18 protein-coding genes are annotated in these 22458 nt (G+C 55.3%); 5 read left to right on the forward strand and 13 right to left on the reverse strand.

Going from position 1 to position 22458, the window contains the following annotated elements:
• Positions 1-51: 51 nt before the first annotated feature.
• From NST69_RS29415 to NST69_RS29425, 3 genes are read right to left on the reverse strand one after another with little or no spacing between them, the layout of a single operon-like run.
• Entirely contained in the window at positions 52-906 is an 855-nt protein-coding gene (locus NST69_RS29415; RefSeq protein WP_342547844.1) for an ABC transporter permease, read from the reverse strand.
• Complete coding sequence (locus NST69_RS29420; protein ID WP_036728194.1) at positions 906-1718, reverse strand: ABC transporter permease; 813 nt, start codon at positions 1716-1718, stop codon at positions 906-908. The genes NST69_RS29415 and NST69_RS29420 overlap by 1 nt, the downstream gene beginning before the upstream one ends.
• 2 nt (positions 1719-1720) lie before the next feature.
• On the reverse strand, positions 1721-2503 hold the full coding sequence (locus NST69_RS29425) for an ABC transporter ATP-binding protein (RefSeq protein ID WP_036728193.1): 783 nt from the start codon (positions 2501-2503) through the stop codon (positions 1721-1723).
• A gap of 330 nt (positions 2504-2833) precedes the next feature.
• Here NST69_RS29425 and NST69_RS29430 point away from each other — a divergent pair, with 330 nt between their 5' ends.
• The 3 genes from NST69_RS29430 (at position 2834) to NST69_RS29440 (ending at position 7215) form a co-directional block, all read left to right on the forward strand.
• The gene (locus NST69_RS29430; protein ID WP_342547845.1) at positions 2834-4426 is read left to right on the forward strand and encodes a histidine kinase N-terminal 7TM domain-containing protein; all 1593 of its coding nucleotides are present in this window, start codon (positions 2834-2836) and stop codon (positions 4424-4426) included.
• 364 nt (positions 4427-4790) lie between these two features.
• On the forward strand, positions 4791-5636 hold the full coding sequence (locus NST69_RS29435) for a DUF72 domain-containing protein (protein WP_340957421.1): 846 nt from the start codon (positions 4791-4793) through the stop codon (positions 5634-5636).
• A gap of 94 nt (positions 5637-5730) precedes the next feature.
• A complete protein-coding gene (locus tag NST69_RS29440; protein ID WP_339252054.1) occupies positions 5731-7215 on the forward strand; it encodes an alpha-amylase in 1485 nt (494 codons plus the stop codon).
• An 801-nt stretch (positions 7216-8016) separates the two neighbouring features.
• On the opposite strand, the gene NST69_RS29445 is transcribed toward NST69_RS29440, so the two are convergent.
• Positions 8017-8625, reverse strand: a complete 609-nt coding sequence (locus NST69_RS29445; protein ID WP_340957417.1) for a biotin transporter BioY — start codon at positions 8623-8625, stop codon at positions 8017-8019.
• Between the two features lie 225 nt (positions 8626-8850).
• On the opposite strand from NST69_RS29445, the gene NST69_RS29450 reads away from it, so the two are divergent.
• Together NST69_RS29450 and NST69_RS29455 are read left to right on the forward strand one after the other, a co-directional pair.
• Positions 8851-9663, forward strand: a complete 813-nt coding sequence (locus tag NST69_RS29450) for an ATP-binding cassette domain-containing protein (RefSeq protein WP_342547846.1) — start codon at positions 8851-8853, stop codon at positions 9661-9663.
• On the forward strand, positions 9660-11453 hold the full coding sequence (locus NST69_RS29455) for an ATP-binding cassette domain-containing protein (protein WP_342547847.1): 1794 nt from the start codon (positions 9660-9662) through the stop codon (positions 11451-11453). Before NST69_RS29450 ends, NST69_RS29455 begins: the two co-directional genes overlap by 4 nt.
• Positions 11454-12075: 622 nt before the next feature.
• Here the strand turns inward: NST69_RS29455 and NST69_RS29460 are convergent.
• The 9 genes from NST69_RS29460 to NST69_RS29500 all read right to left on the reverse strand — a co-directional run bounded on the left by NST69_RS29460 (position 12076) and on the right by NST69_RS29500 (position 22148).
• A complete protein-coding gene (locus NST69_RS29460; protein WP_342547848.1) occupies positions 12076-13140 on the reverse strand; it encodes a hypothetical protein in 1065 nt (354 codons plus the stop codon).
• 161 nt (positions 13141-13301) lie between these two features.
• Positions 13302-15956, reverse strand: a complete 2655-nt coding sequence (gene mprF, locus NST69_RS29465; protein ID WP_342550234.1) for a bifunctional lysylphosphatidylglycerol flippase/synthetase MprF — start codon at positions 15954-15956, stop codon at positions 13302-13304.
• Positions 15957-16289: 333 nt separating this feature from the next.
• Positions 16290-16649 (reverse strand): FlxA-like family protein, encoded by a 360-nt coding sequence (locus tag NST69_RS29470; RefSeq protein ID WP_036728173.1) that lies wholly within the window; start codon positions 16647-16649, stop codon positions 16290-16292.
• Positions 16650-16734: 85 nt separating this feature from the next.
• A complete protein-coding gene (locus tag NST69_RS29475; RefSeq protein ID WP_036728171.1) occupies positions 16735-17601 on the reverse strand; it encodes a DMT family transporter in 867 nt (288 codons plus the stop codon).
• Positions 17598-18824, reverse strand: a complete 1227-nt coding sequence (locus NST69_RS29480) for a multidrug effflux MFS transporter (protein WP_342550235.1) — start codon at positions 18822-18824, stop codon at positions 17598-17600. Before NST69_RS29480 ends, NST69_RS29475 begins: the two co-directional genes overlap by 4 nt.
• A gap of 700 nt (positions 18825-19524) precedes the next feature.
• Complete coding sequence (locus NST69_RS29485) at positions 19525-20142, reverse strand: alpha/beta hydrolase (protein WP_342547849.1); 618 nt, start codon at positions 20140-20142, stop codon at positions 19525-19527.
• Positions 20139-21089 (reverse strand): ring-cleaving dioxygenase, encoded by a 951-nt coding sequence (locus NST69_RS29490; RefSeq protein ID WP_155991603.1) that lies wholly within the window; start codon positions 21087-21089, stop codon positions 20139-20141. The genes NST69_RS29485 and NST69_RS29490 overlap by 4 nt, the downstream gene beginning before the upstream one ends.
• Before the next feature lie 41 nt (positions 21090-21130).
• Positions 21131-21532: a DoxX family protein gene (locus NST69_RS29495; protein WP_209868637.1), complete on the reverse strand. Its 402-nt coding sequence runs from the start codon at positions 21530-21532 to the stop codon at positions 21131-21133.
• Positions 21533-21674: 142 nt separating this feature from the next.
• Positions 21675-22148: a MarR family transcriptional regulator gene (locus NST69_RS29500; RefSeq protein WP_342547850.1), complete on the reverse strand. Its 474-nt coding sequence runs from the start codon at positions 22146-22148 to the stop codon at positions 21675-21677.
• Positions 22149-22458 lie beyond the last annotated feature (310 nt).

Raw genomic sequence — 22458 nt, forward strand, 5'->3', positions numbered from 1 at the left:
GGCCTAACACAGTATGATTGCGTTCTTGTTGCCCTATGCAGGAATTACACGCTACGTACGCCGGGAAGGGTGCCACTTGATAAACACCTTCTCCAGCCGCTCTACGACCAGGTAAAAGATTACTCCGGCAACCGCGGCAAGCACGATGCAGGACCAGCCCAGCGGCATCTTCGCCACCTTGATGGAATTCGAGAGCAGATAACCCAGCCCCCGCGAGGAGAAGAAGAACTCTCCGACAATCGCCCCGATCATGCTCGCTGTAGCGTTGATCTTCAAGGCGGTGAATACATAAGGCAGACTGTTCTGAATCCGCAGATGGCGGAATACCGCCCGTTTGCCTGCCGCATAGGAATGCATCAGGTCCAGCGCCAGCGGGTCCACAGCCGCCATGCCCTTGTAGGCATTGATCGCCATAGCCGCCATCGTGGTCGCGGTCACAATCGCCGCCCGCGAGCCGATGCCGTCCCCGAACCACAGGTTCATGATAGGGGCAAGCGCCACTATGGGCACGGCATTGAGTGCAGCTACCATCGTGAGGCTGCCGCCGCCCCAGCGGGGCCAGGCCGTAGCAGCCAAGGCAATCAGGAAGCCGCAGCCGGAGCCGATCAGCATACCAAGAACGGCTTCAGTGAGGGTATACCCTGTATAAGAGAGCAGCAGACTGAGATTGTCCCGCATCGCTTCAGCGATGGCGGAGGGCAAGGGGAGCTGATATTTCTTCAGATCGAAGATGCGGTGAAAGATCTGGAGCTCCCACAGCAGCAGGAACAAAGCTCCGGCAAGCAGCGGCAGCACGAACCCGGGGTTCAGCCATTTCAGGAATTTCCATGGATCTCCGCCTTGATCCATATCTGGCGTAATAACGTTGTTAGATGACGGGAATTCGCGAACCGTATTACTTTCCATTAGCGGCTGCCTCCTTGGGGACGGAATTCCGGCTGCCAGGGGGCTACCAGACGTTCCACCAGACTCATCAGCCAATAGCTGGCCATGCCCAGCAGAGCACCAACCAGTACCGTAGACCAGAACATATACGTATGGGAGGGTCCGTAATAGAGATTGCGGAGCATAATGACCCCGATCCCGCGCTGCGCACCCATGAGCTCAACTAGAATTGCACCCGTTACAGCCAGCGGCGCTGCAATCTTCAGCCCGCTGAACAGCCCCGGCAGCGCTGCCGGGAAGCGCAGCTTCCAATATACAGCCCACGGCTTAGCGGCATAAGAGTGCATCAGCTCCAGGGCAGAGGGGTCCACACTCCGCAGACCGCGCAGCATATTCAACGCCACCGGAAAGAAGGTGATATAGCCGGAGATGATGATCCGCGACAGCTGCTCATCCCGCACAATCCCGTATATAATCGGCGCCAGCCCCAGAATCGGAATCATCTGCGAAGCAACCGCATACGGGAAGGCAAGCTGCTCTATCGTCCGGGAGAGACTCATCAGCACGGCCAGCAGCACTCCAGAGAGCGCTCCGATCAGGAAGCCCACCCCGGCATTGCCGAAGGTAGCTCCCCCTTCACGGAGAAGGGTGCCGCTGTACTGCCACAGAGTAAGCGCCACCTCGTGGACATAAGGCAGCTTGGACTGGGCCAGCGGCGTCTTCGCCACATGCAGCAGCCACCAGGAGACCGCCTCCCACAGCACCAGCAGGCCGCAGATCCAGACAAACAGCGGTAGCGCACGGTTCCGCATTAACGCACGGCTCAGCTTCATCACTACACCCCTTCGAAGCTGTCGCGGATACGGGCAATCAGCTCGAAGAACTCCGGACTGTTCCTCATGTCCGCCGTACGCGGACGGGGCAGCGGAATATCGACAACCGCCGAGAGCCTGCCCGGATGCGGAGACAGGACGAACACCCGGTCCGACAGGAAGATCGATTCGGGAATACTGTGGGTTACGAACACAATCGTGCTCTGTACCTTACTCCAGACGGAGAGCAGCTCTTCATTCAGCCGCTCGCGCGTGAATTCATCCAGCGCCGAGAACGGTTCATCCATGAGCAGGATTTCCGGCTCCATGGAGAGCGCCCGGGCAATGGCTACACGCTGCTGCATCCCCCCGCTGAGCTGCCAGGGATACTTATCAGCGAACCCCTGCAAGCCCACGAGATCAAGCAGCTCCAGCGCTTTGTCCTCACGGATCGATTTCTTGACGCCCAGCAGCTCCAGCGGCAGTGTAATATTATGCTTGACCTTCCGCCAGTCATACAGCACCGGACTCTGGAACACGATACCGTATTTCTGTGCCAGCCGGGCCTCTTTGGGGTTTTTGCCTGCCACCATAATATTTCCAGCCGTTGGTGTTATAAGATCTGCCATCAGCCTCAAAAGAGTAGTCTTTCCGCACCCGGAAGGACCCAGCAGGGAGACGAACTCCCCCTTGGCAATATCGAGACTTACCTGATGCAGGGCCAGCACATCTGCCGTCTCCGTCTGGTAACGCATTTCGACATGCTCCAGCTGTATTTCAGGAATTTTTGCTGCTACTAGTGACATTTCCAGTCCCCCTCCATCCCTGAATCTATTAAATGTTAATTAACATCACATAATTATCTTAACTACCGTCCTATTCCTCATCCCATGTAGGATTAATTAACATGTTACACGTTGCCTGCGAATCCCACATTAGACAAAGCGTAACATTGAGACTGTGAAATTCCGTCACTTTGTCTAGGGAGCCGCTTACAGTGTAAATAATAGAGCTGATTGCCGATAAAAATAGTAAGTAACTATAAGTGGAAACGGCTTTGCCATTGCATTTCATTTTGTGTCCAGGAGACTATTCACAATGTCCAATGCTTATCCCAATTCATGGAGGCGCTCCCCATGGCATCTCTGATTTCCAACTACATTATTATCGTTTCGATCTCCGGTGTGCTGAACGCCTTGCTCGCCCTGTTTGCTTTTTACAGGAAGACTGACTTCTCGGGCCTGCGCGCATTCATCGTCAGCTCCGCCGCCTCGGCGGTGTACACATTCGCCTTCGCGCTCGAGCTCTCGGGGAACTCGATGGAACAGATTAAGTTCTGGATCAAGCTGGAGTATCTCGGAATGCCGTACATCGCGCCCTCCAGTCTGCTGATGATCATGCACTTCGTGGGCTTAGAGAAGCTAGTCTCCCGAAAACTGCTGGTCCTCCTCTACTCCGTCCCCGTGATCTCCACGGTGCTTGTCTGGACCAACGACTCCCATCACCTGTTCTATAAGGCTATCTACTTCCGGGAAGGCGCGCCTGCACCGCTGGTGGATATCGTCATGGGACCCTGGTATATCGTGCAGGGCAGTCTGACCTTCGGCTGTATGCTGGCCGGTATGTGCCTGATCCTCTGGCGCTGGGGGCGGATGCGGCGGGCTTATCTGCGGCAGATGCTGATTATTTTTGTCGGACAATTCCTGCCTGCGCTGGGGGCCTTCCTCTATCTGATGGACCTGACTCCATATGGAACAGACCCTGTACCTGTTGTGATGAGCGTAACCTCGTCCCTGTATATATGGGCCATTCTGTCCAGAGGGATGCTGACCGCCGCACCAATTGCCCGCGAGAATCTGTTCGAGAGCATGCGCGACGGCGTACTGGTCATGGACCTCTCCGACAAGCTGGTGGATTATAACCGGGCCGCTGCCGAGATGCTTGAGGATCTGGATGCCTCCGCCATCGGCCGCCCGCTGGCCCAGCTCTTCCTGCCTGCCGGCAAGGAAGCTGTCGATTATGTAATGAATTCCAATCCGCAGATCAGCGAGGAGCAGGAGCTGGTATGGCATTCCGGCGGAGAAGTCTGCTATTATCAGGTCCGTTCCTCTCCGGTCCAGAAGCATGACGGCCATCTTGCCGGGCGGATGATCATGCTGATTGATGTTACCGAACGCACCCTGCTCCAGGAAAAGCTGCTGCAGCTCGCCACTATCGACAGCCTGACCGGCATCTACAACCGGACCCACTTCATGGAGCTGAGCCGGCAACGGCTGCAGGAAGCTGCCGGCTCCGCCGCCCCCTTCTCGGTCATCCTGCTGGATATCGATTTCTTCAAGAGCATTAACGACCGCTACGGGCACCATCACGGGGATATGGCCTTACAGCATGTAGTAAGCGTATGCCGCCAGCATGTACGGGAGGGGGATGTCTTCGGACGGTACGGAGGTGAAGAATTCGTCTTAAGCCTGCCGGGAGCCCCCTTGAAGGAAGCAGCCCTGATCTCTGAGCGTATCCGCAGGGACATCGAGCAGAGCACCTTCTCCACCATCACAGGAACAATTAAAATCACAGCCAGCTTCGGCGTGACTGAAGCCTTCCGCCGTTCGATCTCACTGGAGGAGCTGCTCTCGGAAGCAGACCATGCCCTCTACTCCTCCAAGCGTAACGGCCGCAATAGCGTTCATCTGTATGGCGTCTCCTCCATCACCCGCTTCAAGCCCATGTGATGGAGGAGAAGCCCATCTTTTCCTGCCCCGCGCGTCACCTCACGCTTTCCCTCTGCATAACAAGTAGAAACGGCTTCGCCGTCCTTTCAAAGGACGGTACCGTTTCAGCGAGAAATAGAAGGATAATTTATAGCGTGAAACAAAAATTCTTATATTTGAATAAATGGCACCCGCCGGGTATATCCGCCTGCTCTTTTGGTGATACCAGCTTCCATAGCCCCTTTTTCTCCAGTTCTTTCCTGTCCCTGCACTGATTTCCGTCATTCCTGTTCTCCTGTTGTTTGCATAGGCGGGTTTTCAGTTTAATAAGAGTTAGCCGATCCGTTCGGCAGAATTCAGGTTCATGCGACATGGAGGGGGTTCTATGATCAAGATCGGGCTGACCGGCTTCGGAGACCATGAGGAGCTGTACGGCAAAATCAAACCTGCCGACCGCCTGCCCGCCTACAGCGCCCATTTTCCCATTGTGGAAATTGACAGCTCCTTCTACGCGGTTCAGCCGGTCCGAAATTACGAGAAATGGGTCAACCAGACGCCGGAGGCGTTCCAGTTCATTGTGAAGGCTTATCAGGGAATGACCGGACATCTGCGGGGGAAAAAGAATTACTACGATACGCCGGAGGAGATGTACCGGGCCTTCCATACCTCTATCGCCCCTGTCCGCTCAGCGGGCAAGCTGGCGATGGCGCTGTTTCAATTTCCGCCCTGGTTCGACTGCACCAAGGACAATGTGGATTTCCTGCGCGAAGCGAAGGAGCGGCTATTGGATGTACCCGCTGCCATCGAATTCCGTAATGATTCCTGGTACAGCCCTGAGATGCGTGAGCGGACCCTCGGGTTCCTGGAGCAGGAAGGCTGGATTCATACGATAGCCGACGAGCCGCAGGCAGGTTCCGGCTCCATCCCGATTGTCCCTGTCGCCACCCGGCCGGACCTCACCTACGTAAGGCTGCACGGGCGCAACACCGCAGGCTGGAATCAGAGCAGTCACCCAGACTGGCGCAAGCTTCGCTATCTGTACCGTTACAGCACCGAAGAGTTAACGCAGTGGCGGGACCGGCTGCTGGAGCTTGAACAGACCTGTAAGAATATTTACGTGGTATTTAATAATAATTCTGCCGGGGATGCCACTCCTAATGCCCAAGAGCTGCAATCGCTGCTTGGGATCGACGGCGGGCTGGCCCCGCGCCAACTGGACTTATTCAACTGATGTACAGAGGTCTACATAAATCTCTTCTACTCCCTGCTGAAGCATTTGATCACCGTCCCATTCGTCTTATATTTGTAGAGGAGGCCAAAGAATTATGAAGAGAAATCATACTATGATGCAATTTTTTGAATGGCATGTCGCGGCGGACGGAGAACACTGGAAACGCCTTGCCCAGATGGCCCCGGAACTGAAGGCGGCGGGCATTGATTCGGTATGGGTCCCCCCCGTTACCAAGGCCGTCTCGCCCGAAGATACCGGTTATGGAGTCTACGATCTGTATGACCTCGGTGAATTCGATCAAAAGGGTGATGTGCGCACGAAGTATGGAACCAAGCAGGAGTTAATCGACGCGATTGCCGAGTGCCTGAAGAACGGCATTGCGGTCTACGTGGATCTGGTCATGAACCATAAAGCCGGAGCGGATGAGACCGAGGTCTTCGAGGTTATTGAGGTGGACCCGAACGACCGCAACAAGGATATCTCCGAGCCGTTCGAGATTGAAGGCTGGACCAAATTCGATTTCCCGGGACGCGGCGAGGAATACTCCAGCTTCAAGTGGAATCACACCCACTTCAACGGAACCGATTTCGATGCCAAGGAAGGCCGCAACGGCGTATTCCGGATTGACGGCACGAGTAAAGGCTGGAATCAGAATGTGGATGATGAATTCGGCAACTACGACTATCTGATGTTCGCCAACATTGATTACAGCAATGACGATGTGAAGAATGAGATGCTGAACTGGGGCAAGTGGCTGGTTGACACCCTGCAATGCAGCGGGTACCGCCTGGATGCGATCAAGCATATCAACCATGAGTTCATCAAGGAATTCGCCATGGAGATGAAAAAGAAGCGCGGCGAGGACTTCTACATCGTCGGTGAATTCTGGAACTCCAATCTGGAGGCCTGCCGCGAATTCCTGAACACTGTCGATTACCAGATCGATCTGTTCGATGTCTCTCTTCATTACAAGCTGTACTCCGCCGCACTGGCAGGCCGGGATTTCGACCTGACGCATATCTTCGATGATACGCTCGTACAGACGCACCCCGCGAATGCCGTCACCTTCGTCGACAATCACGATTCCCAGCCTCATGAGGCTCTGGAATCCTGGGTGGGCGACTGGTTCAAGCAAAGCGCCTACGCCCTGATTCTGCTGCGGCGCGACGGATATCCCGTTGTCTTCTACGGGGATTATTACGGCATCGGCGGCCCTGCGCCGATGGAAGGCAAGAAGGACGCCATCGATCCTCTGCTCTGTGCTCGCTACACCAAAGCTTACGGTGATCAGGACGATTACTTCGACCATCCGAACACTATCGGCTGGGTCCGGCGCGGCGTTCAGGAGATCGAAGGCTCCGGCTGCGCTGTAGTCATCTCCAACGGAGACAACGGAGAGAAGCGGATGTTCGTGGGCGAAGCGCGCAGCGGAGAGGTATGGGAGGACTTCACCCATAACCGCGGGGAGTCCGTCACCATCGGCGAAGACGGCTGGGCCGTTTTCCCGGTGAATGGCGGAAGCGTCTCCGTCTGGGCGCTGCCCGAGCCGAAGCCAGCCGATGCCTGCGCGGAGGATTGAGCTTGTAAAGATTAATGCCGTCCCTGTTATTAGGGGACGGCATTTTTTTATAGGTGAGAAGTGACTCGGGATGGATCAAGGGTATTAGGAGCTCATCAGATCTAAACGTGTGAGAATTACTTTAGATAATGGCTTGCTGAGGTTTACCGCGCCCCGATTAGGGTGCAAGGGGGGGCTAATTGCAATTTGTACAACTAAATCGCCGGATGTCCCGTTAAATCTCCGTTTAGTTGTATTTCCTGCAATTAAAATGCCTCTATACTTGGATTTTCGCCCATTCGGGCAAATTTAGTTGTATAGACTACAATTAGAAGAGGCAGTCCACCCTTCTCACTGTTTTTAGTTGCACAGAATACACTTATCCCCATTTTTTCGCTACGAACGAAGCTTCATACTTTACCGAACCCACCTATTACTTTGCAACTTCACTGCTTTCGCAGCCAATTTCCCATTTTATCCACAAATTATACACAAAAGAAATATATTACTCTATTTACACGCAAACAAGTTACTCATTGGCTCATTTGACACTCATCCGGCCAAACTCAGCGCCACCAATAGTTTTTTTCCTCTCCTTTCCTCATCCAGCCCAGTTTCAGCTCCACCACTGGGATTTTTCCACAATGTTATCCACATTTTATCCACAATACGTTCAACATCTGACGGATGCCTATAGAATTACTATTGTGAACAACGCGAAATAGGCGAATCCACGCCACAGGGGCTATGAATTCGCCTATTTATGCTGAGCAAGACATAACTTGCAGTTAGCATTTGCACTTATTGGTCAGCAGCTTGCGGTTAAGGAGTTGTGGTTGTGTTGTCCCCGTCAGCCCAGACGCCTGTGTCATGGTTCAGAATACGTTCGATCGGATATACCTTCCATACCGCCGTTACTACAGCCGAACACAAGACTGCTTTGAGCAGGTCCCCCGGAAGAAACGGCCACATGCCTGCCGTCAGTGCCTTGGCAAGTGAATCCATGCCTGTGGAATAGGCCAGCCACCCCACACCGCCCGGATAAACTAACAGTGCCCCGAAGATAAAGTTAGCGGCCAGCAGCTTCACGAAGGTGTATTTGTCCTGCTTAATGCGTTCAGCGAAAAAGCCGATCAGCCAGGCCACGAACGGCCAGGAGAAAATATATCCTGCGGTAGGGCCAACCAGGACCGCCAATCCTCCGCTTCCGCCCATCACCTGGAATCCGGCAGCGGCGAGTCCGATCACGATCAGTACAGCAAGCGCCCCGTAACGGGCCCCAAGGATTGAACCAGCCAGCATTACCGCGAGGGTCTGCATGGTAATGGGTACCGTGGAGAAGGGCAGCGAGATTTTCAAATAACTCAGAGCTATCATGACGGCGGCGAATAAGGCACTGAATATCAGGCCGCGGGTGGTCCATTTCTTCATGGCCGGTAGGTTCCCCCTTTTTTTAAAAATATAAGAATTTATATGTTTCACGCTACAAATCATCCTTCTATTTCTCGCCGAAACGGTACCATCCTTTAAAAGGATGGCAAAGCCGCTTCCACTTGGGATCACTATAACATCACCCTCCAGATACATCAATTCTGAAATCTTTGTTATAATGGGTAGCAATTGTTGACTAGAGCTGGACGGAAAGCAGGCATGAGGATGATCAGGGCGCATAATATAAGCTTGTCCGTGCGGGAGGGGCAGCATCGCCGAACGGTACTGCAAGGGATTAACATTCATATAGAGCCTGGGGAATGGGTAGCGCTGACAGGGGCCAACGGCTGCGGCAAAACCTCGCTAATCCGCTCCTTCAACGGACTGAACACCCCCTCCGGCGGCAGTCTGTCCGTGGCCGGACTGGACTTGCGCCTGCCGGAGAACCGTATGGCTGTTAAGCAGCACGTGCAGCTTGTGTTTCAGAATCCCGAAGCACAGACAGTTGGCTCCACTCCCTTCGAGGATATCGCCTTCGGACTGGAGAACCGGGGACTGGAACGGGGGCGGATGATTGCACGAATCCATGAGATTCTACAGCAGGTAGGACTAAGCCATAAAGCGGAGGCAGAGGTATCTACACTATCCGGCGGAGAGCGCCAGCGTCTGGCGGTAGGCTGCTGCCTGGCACTGGAAGCTAAGATGATTATTTTCGATGAGGCTACCTCGATGCTGGACCCTGAGGGAAGATCGGATATTCTGGAGCTGGCCCAGGGGCTATGGCAGGCAGGGACTACCATCCTCTGGGTCACGCAGCGGATGGAGGAGCTGGCCGCAAGCCCGCGCATTGCGGTGCTGGGCAAGGGGCAATTGCTCTATGACGGCAGCCCGCGCAGCTTGTTCTATACCTCGGAGCTGCCGGAGACCCTCGGCTGGCTTCCTTCTCCGGCCGTCCGGGTCGGGAAGCTGCTGCAGAAGCAGGGCTGGCCGCTTCACCTGCTGCCGCTGACCGGACAGGATCTGGAGGAGCTGCTATGAGAATTCGTACGGAGCATCTTTCCTTCTGCTATGAAGGCGGCAGGCCAGCGGTTCAGGATATCTCTCTGGATATCCCTACAGGTACACTCACTGTCCTCTGCGGGGTGAACGGGAGCGGTAAGTCTACGCTGCTCCGTCTGCTCGCGGACCTTGCACAGCCCTCCTCCGGGCAGATACTTTACGATCACGGGAAGAAGACGGACTACAAGACTGCCGAAGCTGTGTCCATGGTATTCCAGCAGCCGGAGACCCAGCTGTTCGCGGGTACGGTACATAAGGATATCGAATACGGCCTGATGGAGCGCGAGGTGTCCAAGGAGAAGCGGACGGAGATCATCGCGGGCGCCCTGGCGAAGACCGGGCTGGCTTACGATGAATTCGCCGGGCGCTCTCCCTTTCTGCTTAGCGGGGGCGAGAAGCGGCGCGTATGTATTGCGGGTGCCCTGGCCGTACAGCCCGGGCTTCTGATTCTGGATGAGCCGACCGCAGGGCTGGACCCCCAGGCAGCGCAGGCACTGCTCGAAATGGTGCAGGAGCTTCGCAGCGGCGGCCTGACCCTGATCATCGGCACCCATGATCTGGACAGCTTCCTGCCGGTTGCCGACAAGGTCATCGTGATGAAGCAGGGTGCTATCCATTATAACGGCCCTGCTCCGGCATTGACTGCGGATCCCGGCCTACTGGCAGACGCCGGACTCACGCCCCCCGTCTATGCTTCTATGGGACGCAGAGCGGTGCAGCATGGCCTGCTGGAAGCAGTCCCGGACAATCTGGAGGAGCTGCTGTTAGGGCTGGAAAAGCACCCGCTGCCTATGCCGCAGACGGACAGGTGGCCAGCAGGCACTGGCGCCTCTGCCCGCAGCAGCGCCATGCCACCCGGCAACCAGAATACCAAAGTCAGCGAACAACACAGTACGGAATACAGCTTAGAAGGCACCAGGAAGCGAGATCATTCTCCTCGATCCTCCAGAACAGAGAGGGTTCAGACGATAATCAGGCCTGGCAATCCAAGACTAGAACAGAACACCCCGCTCAGGCCCGGCTGGCAAGGACTCGATCCCCGGGCCAAATGGCTGGGGATGATTCTCGGCTCGCTGGTCCTGTTAGGGATGAACACTCTGCTCCCGCTGCTGCTTACCGCCGGGCTGCTGGCCGGGCTCGCGGCTTCGGCCAGCATCTCCTGGCGCCGGGCCATCCGCTTCTTCCGCCCGTTCCTGCTGATGTTCCTGTTCCTCTGGCTCCTGTCCGGGCTTAGCTGGAGCTCTCCCGACTTCGCACTCGGGCCGCTCAGCTTCAGCTATGCAGGACTCGTGCGCGGGGGAATTAACGTGCTGCGCTTCCTGCTGTTAATTGCCCTGGGCTTCCTGTTCACCGAGACGACCACCGGAGCTCCCTTGCGCGAGGGTCTGGAATGGGGCATCGCTCCGCTGCGGGCCCTGGGCATCCGCACCCGTAACTGGTCGCTTGCCGTATCCGTTACCCTGCAATTCGTGCCGTGGATTCTCGGCAAGCTGGCCCAGCTGCAGCTTGCGCTGGGCTCACGCGGAAGACGCGCCCGCGGAGTGGCCCGTTGGTCCCCGAGGCAGATTGCCCTAATCATCGTGCCTCTGCTGATTCTTGTCCTGGGTATGGGCGACGAGCTGGCGACAGCCGTAGAATCGCGGGGGTACGATCCCGCCAAGCAGCGGACCCCCGTCTATCAGCTCCGCTGGAGCAGGCGTGATACACTGGCAGCGCTAGGTATCCTGGCGGTTGCAGCTATGCTGTGGTGGGTAGCGCGTATCAGCTGAGCGGGTACGGGACGATTCAGCGAACAAAATCACCATAGCGGATGGATAGTGTAAGAACTTATACGGCTGCGCAGCTAATACAGTTACCACCACCTTACCAATCGCCCACCTGTGGGGCATCCGGCGAAATCAGGGGCACTATTGCCCCTGATTTTTGCTCCATTGGCCTTAATTCGGCCTACGGCTCCTTCGCGTCAGCCAATTGTATGCTGTTTTTGGCATACATTCGGCCCGTGCGCCTGCGTGCCAGCCCATTGTATGCTGTTTTTGACATACATTCGGCCCGTGCGCCTGCATGCAAGCACATTGTATGCTGTTTTTGACATACATTTGACTCGCGCACCCTCTAGCTGCCCATTGTATGCTGTTTTTGGCATACATTCGGCCCGTGCGCCTGCATGCAAGCACATTGTATGCTGTTTTTGGTATACATTCGGCCCGTGCGCCTGCGTGCCAGCACTTTGTATGCTGTTTTTCGCTTACACTTTTGTCACACCATTTACTCATTCAGCATGCGTACGGGCACTTCCCCCAACTCTGCGCACACTCCTAATCAAAAGTAAGCCGCCCCCTCCAGCAATCGGAGAGGGCGGCACCTTTTTTGCTGCCACAGCAGCTTTATTTACTTCAATGTACTCGCAATGACCGAGATATCACCAGATGAATAATCCAGGAAATACGCTGTTTTCGACTTTATATTAGCGTACAGAAATTTCGTGTTGCCATTCTTCGGCCATTCCTGATTCTTCAGCAGCGCCGCGCCTCCCTGAGAGAATAGGGACCATGAGCGCCCCTGCAGATCCCCCACAAACACCTGACCATTAATGACTTCCGTTACCCACCCGGAAATGTCGCCATCCTCTTTGAAGACCTGTTTGACAGAAGCCGTTTCTTTGCTAGTGGATTTGTTGATTAACTGGAAGACCTTCTGAGCCTCATCGGCTGAAGGACGGCTTACATTCCCCGGTACGGGCTGATAAGTATAGGAAGTGTAAGCTGCATAGAAGTTCCCGCTGGAATGAATGGAGAAGTCTGTATTGAAGTCCTTGATTACCGTCTCATTTCTTGAATACAAATTAACCAGCTTCACCAGATAGTCCGTGCTCATAATCCCTTGTGCCTGATACTTAACGGCCAAATACGGGTATGCCTGAAAATCCCAATCCATTACGGATACATTTTCATATCCCTTGTCAATAAACTTGGCATTATAAGTCACACTCGGCTTTGCCCAGGGATATTGATACAGGCTGAAGTTGTTTCCCGCTTGGACCATGATCCGTTCATTGGTTTTGCCGGTTGGAGCTACCCATTTTACTTTGTCCCCTGCCGTTTTAAGCGGGATATCCGTTTTGCTGAGGAGACGTCCATCAGAGGAGAATACGGATTTCGAAATTTTAGTGCCTTTGCCTTGTTTAAGAAGCACAATTTTCGGCGGACTGCTCATCACCTGTAGGTCCAGGATACGGCTGGAGTCCTCTGATATCGTAGTCGCAGTGTTTGTATGTAGGTCAACGATATCTGCTTTATTATTCACATGATCCACAAGTGCCGCTGCATTTCCGCTAACCCATACCACGTCGGTCCGCTCATTGACCGGCTGCTCTTTGGGATTCGCATTCACCGGACCGGCGGTAATCAGCATGCTCATAGTCAAAACAGAAATAAGCAATACTTTCTTGAACATAGAATAATCCTCCTGTTACGCGATTTTTGAATCCTTGTTTATGACGCTTGGATATATAAAAAGTCGCAGAAAAACAAATATTTTCCGTGACTTCTTATCGCCGTATCCGGCCTTCCGTATACTACAAGGCTTGCTCGCCAATCGCCAGTAGGCTATTCATCTCACTTCCCCTCCTCCGGATGTCTGGAGACCAGCCTCACCAGATCCAGAGTCAAGAGAGGAAGAGTCACCGCAGCGGGGTAGGCCAGATAACGCGGCTCCCATACCGGGTTGAACTTCTCCTTATACCGGCGCAGACCGGAGAAGCCATACCAGTGGCCTCCGCGCTCAAAAACCAGCCGGGCGAGCTTCTCCTCCCGCAGCGCTCCAAAGCGGCCCCCGACATTGGACAGCGGGGCAGACCCAAGATTGAAGTTTCTGTAACCGCGCGCTTTCGCCCATTCCAGCAGACACAGGAACAGGTAATCCATAGTCCCGTTCGGGGTATCCTTGTGATGGCGCATCAGATCCACCGAGACCGTCTTCTGCCCGTCATAACCAGGAGCCATGGAGGCAAAAGCCAGCAAATGGCCGTCTGCTCCACGCAGCAGCGCCAGCGGTGCGAGCTGGAGGTACGGCTCGCTGAACCAGCCCAGAGAGTAGCCTTTCTCCCTGCGCCCGGCCAGCCATTCCTCTGACAACAGGCGAAGCTCCTGCAGCAGCTCCTTCGAATGCTGTGCCTCCGTGATCTCGAAATGGTAACCCTCGCGCTCGAACCGCCCCTTCACATTACGCAGGCTGGCGTTCCGCGATCCGCTAATACTAAAGTCCGCCAGCGGGACCAGCGCTTCTTCCCCCAGCTTAAAGAACCGGTAGCCCTGCTCGTGATAGAGCGGAAGATGCGCCGGGGTCACCTGATAGAAGACTACAGATAGTCCATACAAATCAGCAGCCTGCCTGAACTCACTGATTCCGTTATTAAGCAGATTCATCGGCCCAAGCGGATCACCCAGTACCACCAGCTTGTCCCGGACTCTGGCGAAGGCGAACAGCACCTTGCCTTCCTGGGCCCAATAGAAGCTTTTGTCGCCAAGAAACAGCATATGGCTTAAGGTATTGCCCCAGCCCTCCGAGAGGAAGCGCTCCAGCCGCGCCATATCCTTATCCGCGAGAAGCATATCTGCCTTGTGCTGCGGCCTGAGGGCTACAACCATCGTCAGCAGCAGCCAAGAGAAAATCAGTCCGCCGGCCGCCGTGGCGGCCACATTACTGTGCTGCCGCAGCCATTCCGGCTGGATGCCGGGCGGGAGATGCTTCAGGAAGCCGTGATGGGTATAACTCGCCAGCCCGTAATAGCTGAGGGCTACAGCCGAAGTCAGGAGCAGCCACCATAAGGTACTTTTGGCGCTAAACGGAACGCTGACCCGGTAGAACCGGCTTCGTGAGATCCAGAGGATCATCGCCACCACCAGCAGGAACAGGGCCTCCTCGTAATCGAACCCCTTCATGAATGCAAATACCGCCCCACCCAATAGGAGCAGGCTCGTCCAGACATAAGCCCTGCGGACACGCAGGGAGATTCCCCGCGACAGCAGAATCAGCATAAAGCCGATTAGCACGGACAGATGGTGCGAGATCTGCATCACTGGCAGCGACAGGAGCTCCTCTGTCACCTTCAGCCTGTAGAGTAGCTCAGGCGTAGCTGCGGACAGCAGCAGAAGCAGACCGCTGGCCAAGACCAGCTTGCCGAGTGCCCATACGCCCAGATCGCTGAGGAAGGTATATTGACCGGGCCAGCCCCATATTTTCTGCCAGACCGTCAGGGGGGCTTCCACTCTGTCGCCGCTGCGTTCAGCGCCCTTCGTACCCGGCAGCCCGAACTCCAGCGCAGCCAGCACCAGTCCGAGCAGCCAAGGGATAATGTAATAGAATAATCTGTAGATGACCAAAACTGCCATAGCATGGTCGCTCTTGATGCCAAGCTGGGTAAGTCCGAGCAGCGCAATCAGATCGAACGCACCGATGCCGCCGGGAGCCATACTTAGAATACCCGCTATCGCAGCCACTACATAGATACTGAAGACGGTGAGAAACGGAGCGCTTCCGAGCATCTCACCGGCAATGAACCAGAAGGTCAGCCCGGCGAACACCCACTCCAGGAAGGAGGCACCCACAGAAGCAACCACAGTAAGCCAGGCGGTTCTCCCCTCACCCCGGTTGACCCATTTGGCGAAGAGCGCAGAGCGCTGGAGGAGTACAAAGAACGGCAGATACAGCGCTATCCCCCAGACTGCAAAAACCAGCCAGCGATGCGCCCCCAGCAGCCGGTCCGCCGGCAGAAGTCCGGTTATCGTCCCCCACCCAAGCAGCGACAGCCCCGTAATCATCAGCGGTGACAGGAACACAATGGCCGGCGCGAGCAAGGATGCAGGCACACTGCTCCGTTTATAGAGCAGCGTTCTAAGGCCCGCACCAGCCAGACCGGCGAATCCAATCATATTATTGAACGTATTGGCGATCCAGGCATAACGGAAGGTCCGCAACCAGCCGATCTGCAGGCGGAAATGCCGCCGGATCAAGTAATCATAAGCACTCATGACCGCCACCGACAGCAGCGAAATTCCCAGCATCTGCATAATAGAGGGTACGGGAACGGATTTCAGATCACGGATAATTTTGCCTAAATGAATTTGCTTCAGCTCATGCTGCCCCTCCAGATAGACCAGACCGATAATCAGCAGCGGAAAAAGCGCACGCACCGCTTTAATCCGGTAGATGGATATCAGCAGCCGTACGAGCTTGAAGCGTTCCAATTTATTTTTGATTACAGTATGCATGACTTCACCTGTCCTCACTGCCGAACGCTCTTGTTGCCTGAACATATTCAGCCCTCTTCATACGAACCCATTATAACAAGATCCGCAACAGAACTCCCGTATAATGGTCACATGCCTATAAGAGTTAGACGGCGGGCGGAGGATAAGTCCCTGCATCAGATTTATATTTATCCGGTGATGGCGGGAAGCGCATACATCTATATTATAAAAGCACCCGGACTGCGGTTAGTCCGGGTGCTTTTATCATCGTACCAAGGGTTGTCATCCCCTAACGGAGAGCCTGTCACCATGGCAATGGCGGCTCTCTTCAGAGACATGCTGTTCTCGCTCAGGCTATACTCGGATGTCGAATCTCCCTGCGCTGTCGGTGGTTGCGTTAGCAATCTCCTGAACGGATGCTGCTGTCAGCTTATGGTTACCGGCAGGCTTGTCCGGAGGCGCAGCAGCGCTCTGGGCAGAAGCGGAGCTGCCCGCAGCCTGTGACTTCTGGGTAATTTGTGCTTCGATTTGCTTGATCTGCTGTTCTAGCTGCTTGGTTTTGGTTTCTTTGGCTTGCTCGCTGTCCTTGCTTGCGCTTACTTTCTCAAGCTCAGCTTCCAGCTTCGCCTTCTGCTTCTCAAGTGCAGCGGTATCGCTGGCGCTGGAGGATGTATAAGATACAGATGATGAAGCGGCAACGGATGAGACATTCATGGGTGTCCCTCCTTTCACCTCTTCAATATATCCCTTTTCTCTACAATGAACGTTAAAATGCGCTGAAAGTTTGCTGAATATCCCTTCAACCCTTCCTGGCCCTCCGGTTCACCAGCATAACGCTCAGCAGGATGATGACCAGCCCGGCGATGGTATTGGCATAGACCTGCTCCTGCAGGAAGATTACGCCCCACAACAGGCCAAATACAGGCACGAGGAAGGTAACACTAACGGTCTTGACCGGGCCGATATTGGCAATCAGCCGGAAATACAGCAGATACGCCACTGAGGTGCAGATCAGCGAGAGGCCGAGGACAGAATATACAGCGGCGGAAGAAGGCAGATGATCCGGGGCAAAAATCACCGCCAGCGGCAGCAGCACCACACTTGCGCCCAGCTGTTGTCCCGCAGCAAGCGCCAGCGGAGTGAGACCGGAGCCTACGCGTGATGCGTATAATCCTCCGAACGCATAGCAGAGCGCGGCTCCAAGAGAGTAACCAACGGATAAAAGAACCGTGCCGGTCAGCGGAAGCGGACTCCAGCCGACCAGCACGCCCACACCTACAAGGCCTATGATCAGCCCGGCTGATTTGGCCGCCCCCGGCTTCTCCTTCCGGGTACCCCACGCCGCCAGTGCCGCGAACATCGGAGTTGTAGCATTCAGAATCGCCGCCAGTGAGGCGCTCAGATGCAGCTCAGCCATACAGATCAGCGTGAACGGAAGCGCCGCGTTAACCGCACCGAGCAGCAGGAAAGATCTCCAGTGCTTCAGGAGGCCCAGCCTGCGCCGGGTCAGCAGCGCATAGAGCAGCAGAGCAGCTCCGGCAATCGTAACGCGCAGCTCTGTCGTGAAGACCGGACCGAGCTCCGGCGAGGCAATCCGCATGAACAGGAAGGAAGCCCCCCAGGCAAAAGCAAGCAGCAACAGGGTAGCAAAGTCCTTGCGGCTCACAGCTTGACCTCTCTTCTGCACAGCAGCAGATAGGACAGAACCGACAGGAGGCCCGCTCCCGCGATGACCAGCGCCATCGGCAGGGCCGAGCCGCTGCCGCCAAGTCCGACCAGCGGAGCCGCGCAGCTCCCCAACAGCAAGGGAAGCAGACCCAGAAGCGCAGAGGCGCTGCCAGCGGTCTCCCCCTGATCCTGCATCGCCAGCGAGAAGCTGGTCGTACCCACAAGACCTACACTTGCAACCACAGCGAACAGACAGATTAGGATCGGCAGCAGCCCGCCATCGGCGAGGAGGGTAATCAGCAGCAGAATACCTCCGGAGGTACTGAGCAGAAGGCCGCAGATCAGCAGCTTACGCTCACCCACTCTGGCCGACATCCGCCCGGCAATCTGCCCGGTCAGAATAATGCCGAGGCCATTCACGGCGAAAATCAGGCTGTACATTTGCGGGGATACCCCATAAATCGTCTGCAGAACAAAGGATGATCCCGAGATATAAGCGAACATGCCTGCCATAACAAAGCCCTGGGAGAGCGCGTAGCCCATGAATCCGGCATTGCCGAGCAGGATGCGGAAGGTACGCAGGGTCCCTCTGAGCCCGCTGCGGATACGCCGTTCCTTAGGCAGAGTCTCCGGCAGCCGCAACAGGATGACCGCCGCGAAGAGCAGCCCGCATACGAACAAGACGATAAATACCCCCTTCCAGTCCGTCACTCTCAGCAGTTGCCCCCCGATGACCGGCGCTGCAATCGGACCCAGTCCGTTGACAATCATCAGCAGCGAGAAGAACTTGGTTAATTCCGAGCCGCTGTACATATCGCGGACCGCCGCACGGGAGATTACCACCCCTACCGATCCGGCCAGGCCTTGAATGAAGCGCAGCACAATCAGCAGTCCGATGGACGGGCTGAACGCACAGAGCAGCGAGGATACCGCATAGATCATCATTCCGAACAACAGCGGAATCCGGCGCCCATGCACATCACTGAGCGGTCCGGCCACAAGCTGGCCCGAAGCCAGTCCCAGCAGGAAGAAGGTCAGGGTAAGCTGAATCATGGCGGGACTGGTATCGAAATAGAGACCAAGGGCAGGCAGGGCAGGCAGATACATATCAATCGACAGGGGACCAATGGTAGCGATGGCTCCCAGAATCACGGCAAGCTGCAGCCGCTGGCTTCTGGACGGCCCGTCCTCGGCCAGGCTTGTCACCGAATTTTGCTTCATCATGAACAGGATACATCCTTTCTTGCCCGTAACCTTTAGTAAGACGGCAGAGCCATTTATGTTCAGGTCCGTTTATATATTTCTCCATACTACCGATTACCGCCGGAATGTTCAATGAATTTCTGGTTGGGGGGGAAAGTGCGGCAGCGGGTGGCCGGTGAAATTTGGGGGACTGATGCAGAGGGTGCAGATGAGTAGGTGCTGTCTGATAAAATCGGGTTTGATAGGCGGCTTGATTGGTGTGGCTTAGGAGGAGTGGCTCGGCAGGCCTGCATGGAAATCCTGCAGAAAATACAACAATGTTGCTCAAGTCGGGCGGCTTATCAGCAAATCCTGCACGAAATGCAACATTCGCAGCCCTAACTTGCCCCAAATCGCCAGAATTCCTGCAAAAGATGCAACAATGCGCCATAGCCAGTAACAAATTTAGAAAAGTCCTGCACGAAGTGCAACAATGCAGCTAGATAGGAGCGGCCTGCGCGCAAATCCTGCACGAAGTGCAACATTCGCAGCCCGCACACCCCCAACTCTGCCCATTGTGTTCGGTTTTTCGCTTACATCCTGTCCGTCCCCTACCCACCGCCAGCACACAATAGACGATAAGCATCAATTCAAGTGCAACAAAAAACCGCCTGCCGTAGCCGCCAATCCTCTCGGTGATCGGCAGGCCCGCAGGCGGTTATCTCGGGTGGTGCTGTTATTACTTCACAGAATTTGTAAGAGCGGCCAGCCAATCTCTTGCCGCCTCCGCCTCGGCGGCGCTCAGGCGGTGCCCCTGATGGCCCCAGTGCGAGGTAACCTCTGCCCCGGCGCCGCTTAACAGTGCTTCCAGCTCCCGGGTCTCCTCGGAGCGGATAATCGGATCATTGGTCCCTGCCCCGATAAAGACCGGAACCCCTTGCAGCGAAGGAATCGCCAGGCCGCGCAGCGGAACCATCGGATGCAGCAGCACTGCCGCCCGGAAGAGGGCTCCGTAATGGAAGAGCAGGCTGCCTGCGATGTTCGCACCGTTGGAATAGCCGACAGCCACCAGATTACCGGCATCGAAGCCATATTTTGCAGCCGCTTCCTCCAGGAACTGCTTCACCTCATGGGTGCGGAAGATCAGATCCTCCTCATCGAAAATCCCCTCCGCCAGCCGCCGGAAAAAGCGGGGCATGCCATTCTCCAGTACGTTGCCGCGGATGCCCAGCACAGAGGCTCCGGGTGCCAGCAGCTCTGCTAGCGGCAGCAGATCACGCTCGTTGCCGCCTGTGCCGTGGAATAAAACCAGTGTTGGCTGGGTTAGGTCCGTACCTTGCTCAAATACATGAATCATACCGGCTTCACCTCCAGTTCACGGATTTCAAACGGGCTTAGATTCGCTTCAATCGCCGCACGCTGCGGCTCAAACCAAGCCGGAAGCATCAGCTTCTGCCCCAGCGCCTCCGGTGCTTCATCACGGGCAAAGCCCGGAGGATCGGTTGCAATCTCGAACAGAATTCCGCCTTCTTCCCGGAAGTAGATGGCATTGAAGTACTGGCGGTCCTGCACCGGAGTCGGCTGGTAGCCGTGACTCTGAACCCGGCGTCCCCACTCCAGCTGCTCTTTGTCATCTGCGGCCCGCCAAGCAATATGGTGAACGGTACCTGTACCGCCGCCGCCCTGCGGAACCGGAGTGGCCTTCAGATCAATAATATTGCCGATATTGCCTGAAGCTCTGTAGCGGATGTAGCCGTCCCCTTCAGCGATACGCTCCATTCCCAGGGTGCGGGAGAGTGTATCCGCTGTCCGGTCCGGGGCCGTGCTGTAGAGGACAGCACCTCCGAAGCCTTTAACCGCATGCTCTACCGGAACGCCGCCGAACGACCAGGTGCTCAGCGCACCCTCTTCCCGCTCTACCAGTTCAATCCGCAGCCCATCAAAATCCGCGAAAGAGAGATACGACTCGCCAATCCGGGTAACCTTAGTCACAGGAATCTGGTAAGCGGCCAGCCGCTGCTCCCAGAATCCGAAAGAGCCGGCTGGTACAGCATAAGTGGTCACACCGACCTGTCCTCCGCCGATTCTGCCTTTGCGGCCATGAGCCCAAGGGAAGAATGTGATGATCGTACCCGGCGCACCCTGCTCATTGCCGAAGTAGAGGTGGTAGACCTCGGGGGCGTCGAAATTGATGGTTTTTTTGACGAGCCGCAGGCCCAGAATTCCGGCATAGAAATCAGCATTACGCTGAGCGTCTCCAACAAAAGCGGTAACATGATGAATCCCTGCAGTATGCATAGTCATGAGTGAACCCTCCTGATAGTTGTGATGATGATGCGCTTATTTTAATTGAAGAATATTGCGTCTAGTGAAATCGAACCCGCGCCTGTCAGCGCTATACCTACAGCGACTACCAGCACCGTTAAAGGAAACTCAATCCCGTTCGCCGTGGACCAGAATCCGTTAGGAGCATGAACCTTCACAATGGCACCGAGCATCGTTGCCGCAATCAGCACCGCAGCCACCGGAGTCAGCAGACCCAGAGTGAACAGCAGGCCTCCGACCAGCTCCATCAGACCTGCCAGCACCGCCATACGCACGCCGGGCTTAATGCCAATCGACTCCATCCAGCCGCCTGTTCCCTTCGGCCCATATCCGCCAAACCAGCCGAACAGCTTCTGTGCGCCATGCCCGATGAACACTACACCAATCACCAATCTCATCAACAATAAACCTACACTAACCATTTTAAACACTCTCCATTCTCTTGATTTTAATTATCTTAACCTTAAGATATTGGCTAAAAAAATTGCTGAGCTATTATTATCTTCATTCAGCTTGCTAACAAGCAGACAACCTTACCGCTGCCGGGCTGCTACGGACTCCCTTCTATATGCCCTTGCCCAGCTTCTTCAGCAGCAGCGTCGCCTGAGTCTTCTCTTCGCTGTCCAGTCCGCCCATCAGGCTGTGTATAGAATCGACATGCTGCGGGAAAATATCATCAAACAGCTCCCGTCCCGCCTCCGTAATCTCGGCATACGTAACACGGCGGTCATCCTCGCAAGGAACGCGCTTCAGCAGTCCCCGCTTCTCCAGCTTGTCGATATTGTAGGTGATGCTGCCGCTGGTGACCAGGATCTTCTCGCCAATCTGCTGAAGTGGAATCCGGTTTCTATGATACAGCACCTCCAGCACCATAAATTCCGCCGAGGCCAGCCCGTGACTCTTCATATCCTTCACCGCCTGATCCATCAGGCTCTTGTACGCCTTCGACAGAACGACGAACAACTTAAGCGATGCTGCCTGATCCTGCTCCAGCGTAGTATCTGTCTCTGTTCCTGCTGTCTTATTCTTGCTGCTCATTTGGTACACCTCCTGACCCGCTGCATTTATCTTCAAGTTAATTATCTTTAAGTTAAGATAAATATACGTTATCGGAAGCAGTCTGTCAAGCGCGGGAGGTGAATTAATTTTCATTCCGCCCGGCGCAAGGAAGGATCGCTCTATGCTGCGGTCATGTGAAGCCTAATTCTTACAAAAAAGCTAACCTCTGCGGGTAAATCCCCCCCAACCCGCGCAACAATCACCCCCTCCAACTCCCGCAATAAGCAAGTGGAAAATCTACATCTAATAGAGCTGAATTTCGCCACTTTGGGCGGATCATCCTTAATTA

Origin of the sequence: Paenibacillus sp. FSL P2-0089 (assembly GCF_038595095.1) — a bacterium.
Lineage (GTDB): Bacteria > Bacillota > Bacilli > Paenibacillales > Paenibacillaceae > Paenibacillus_AQ > Paenibacillus_AQ silagei.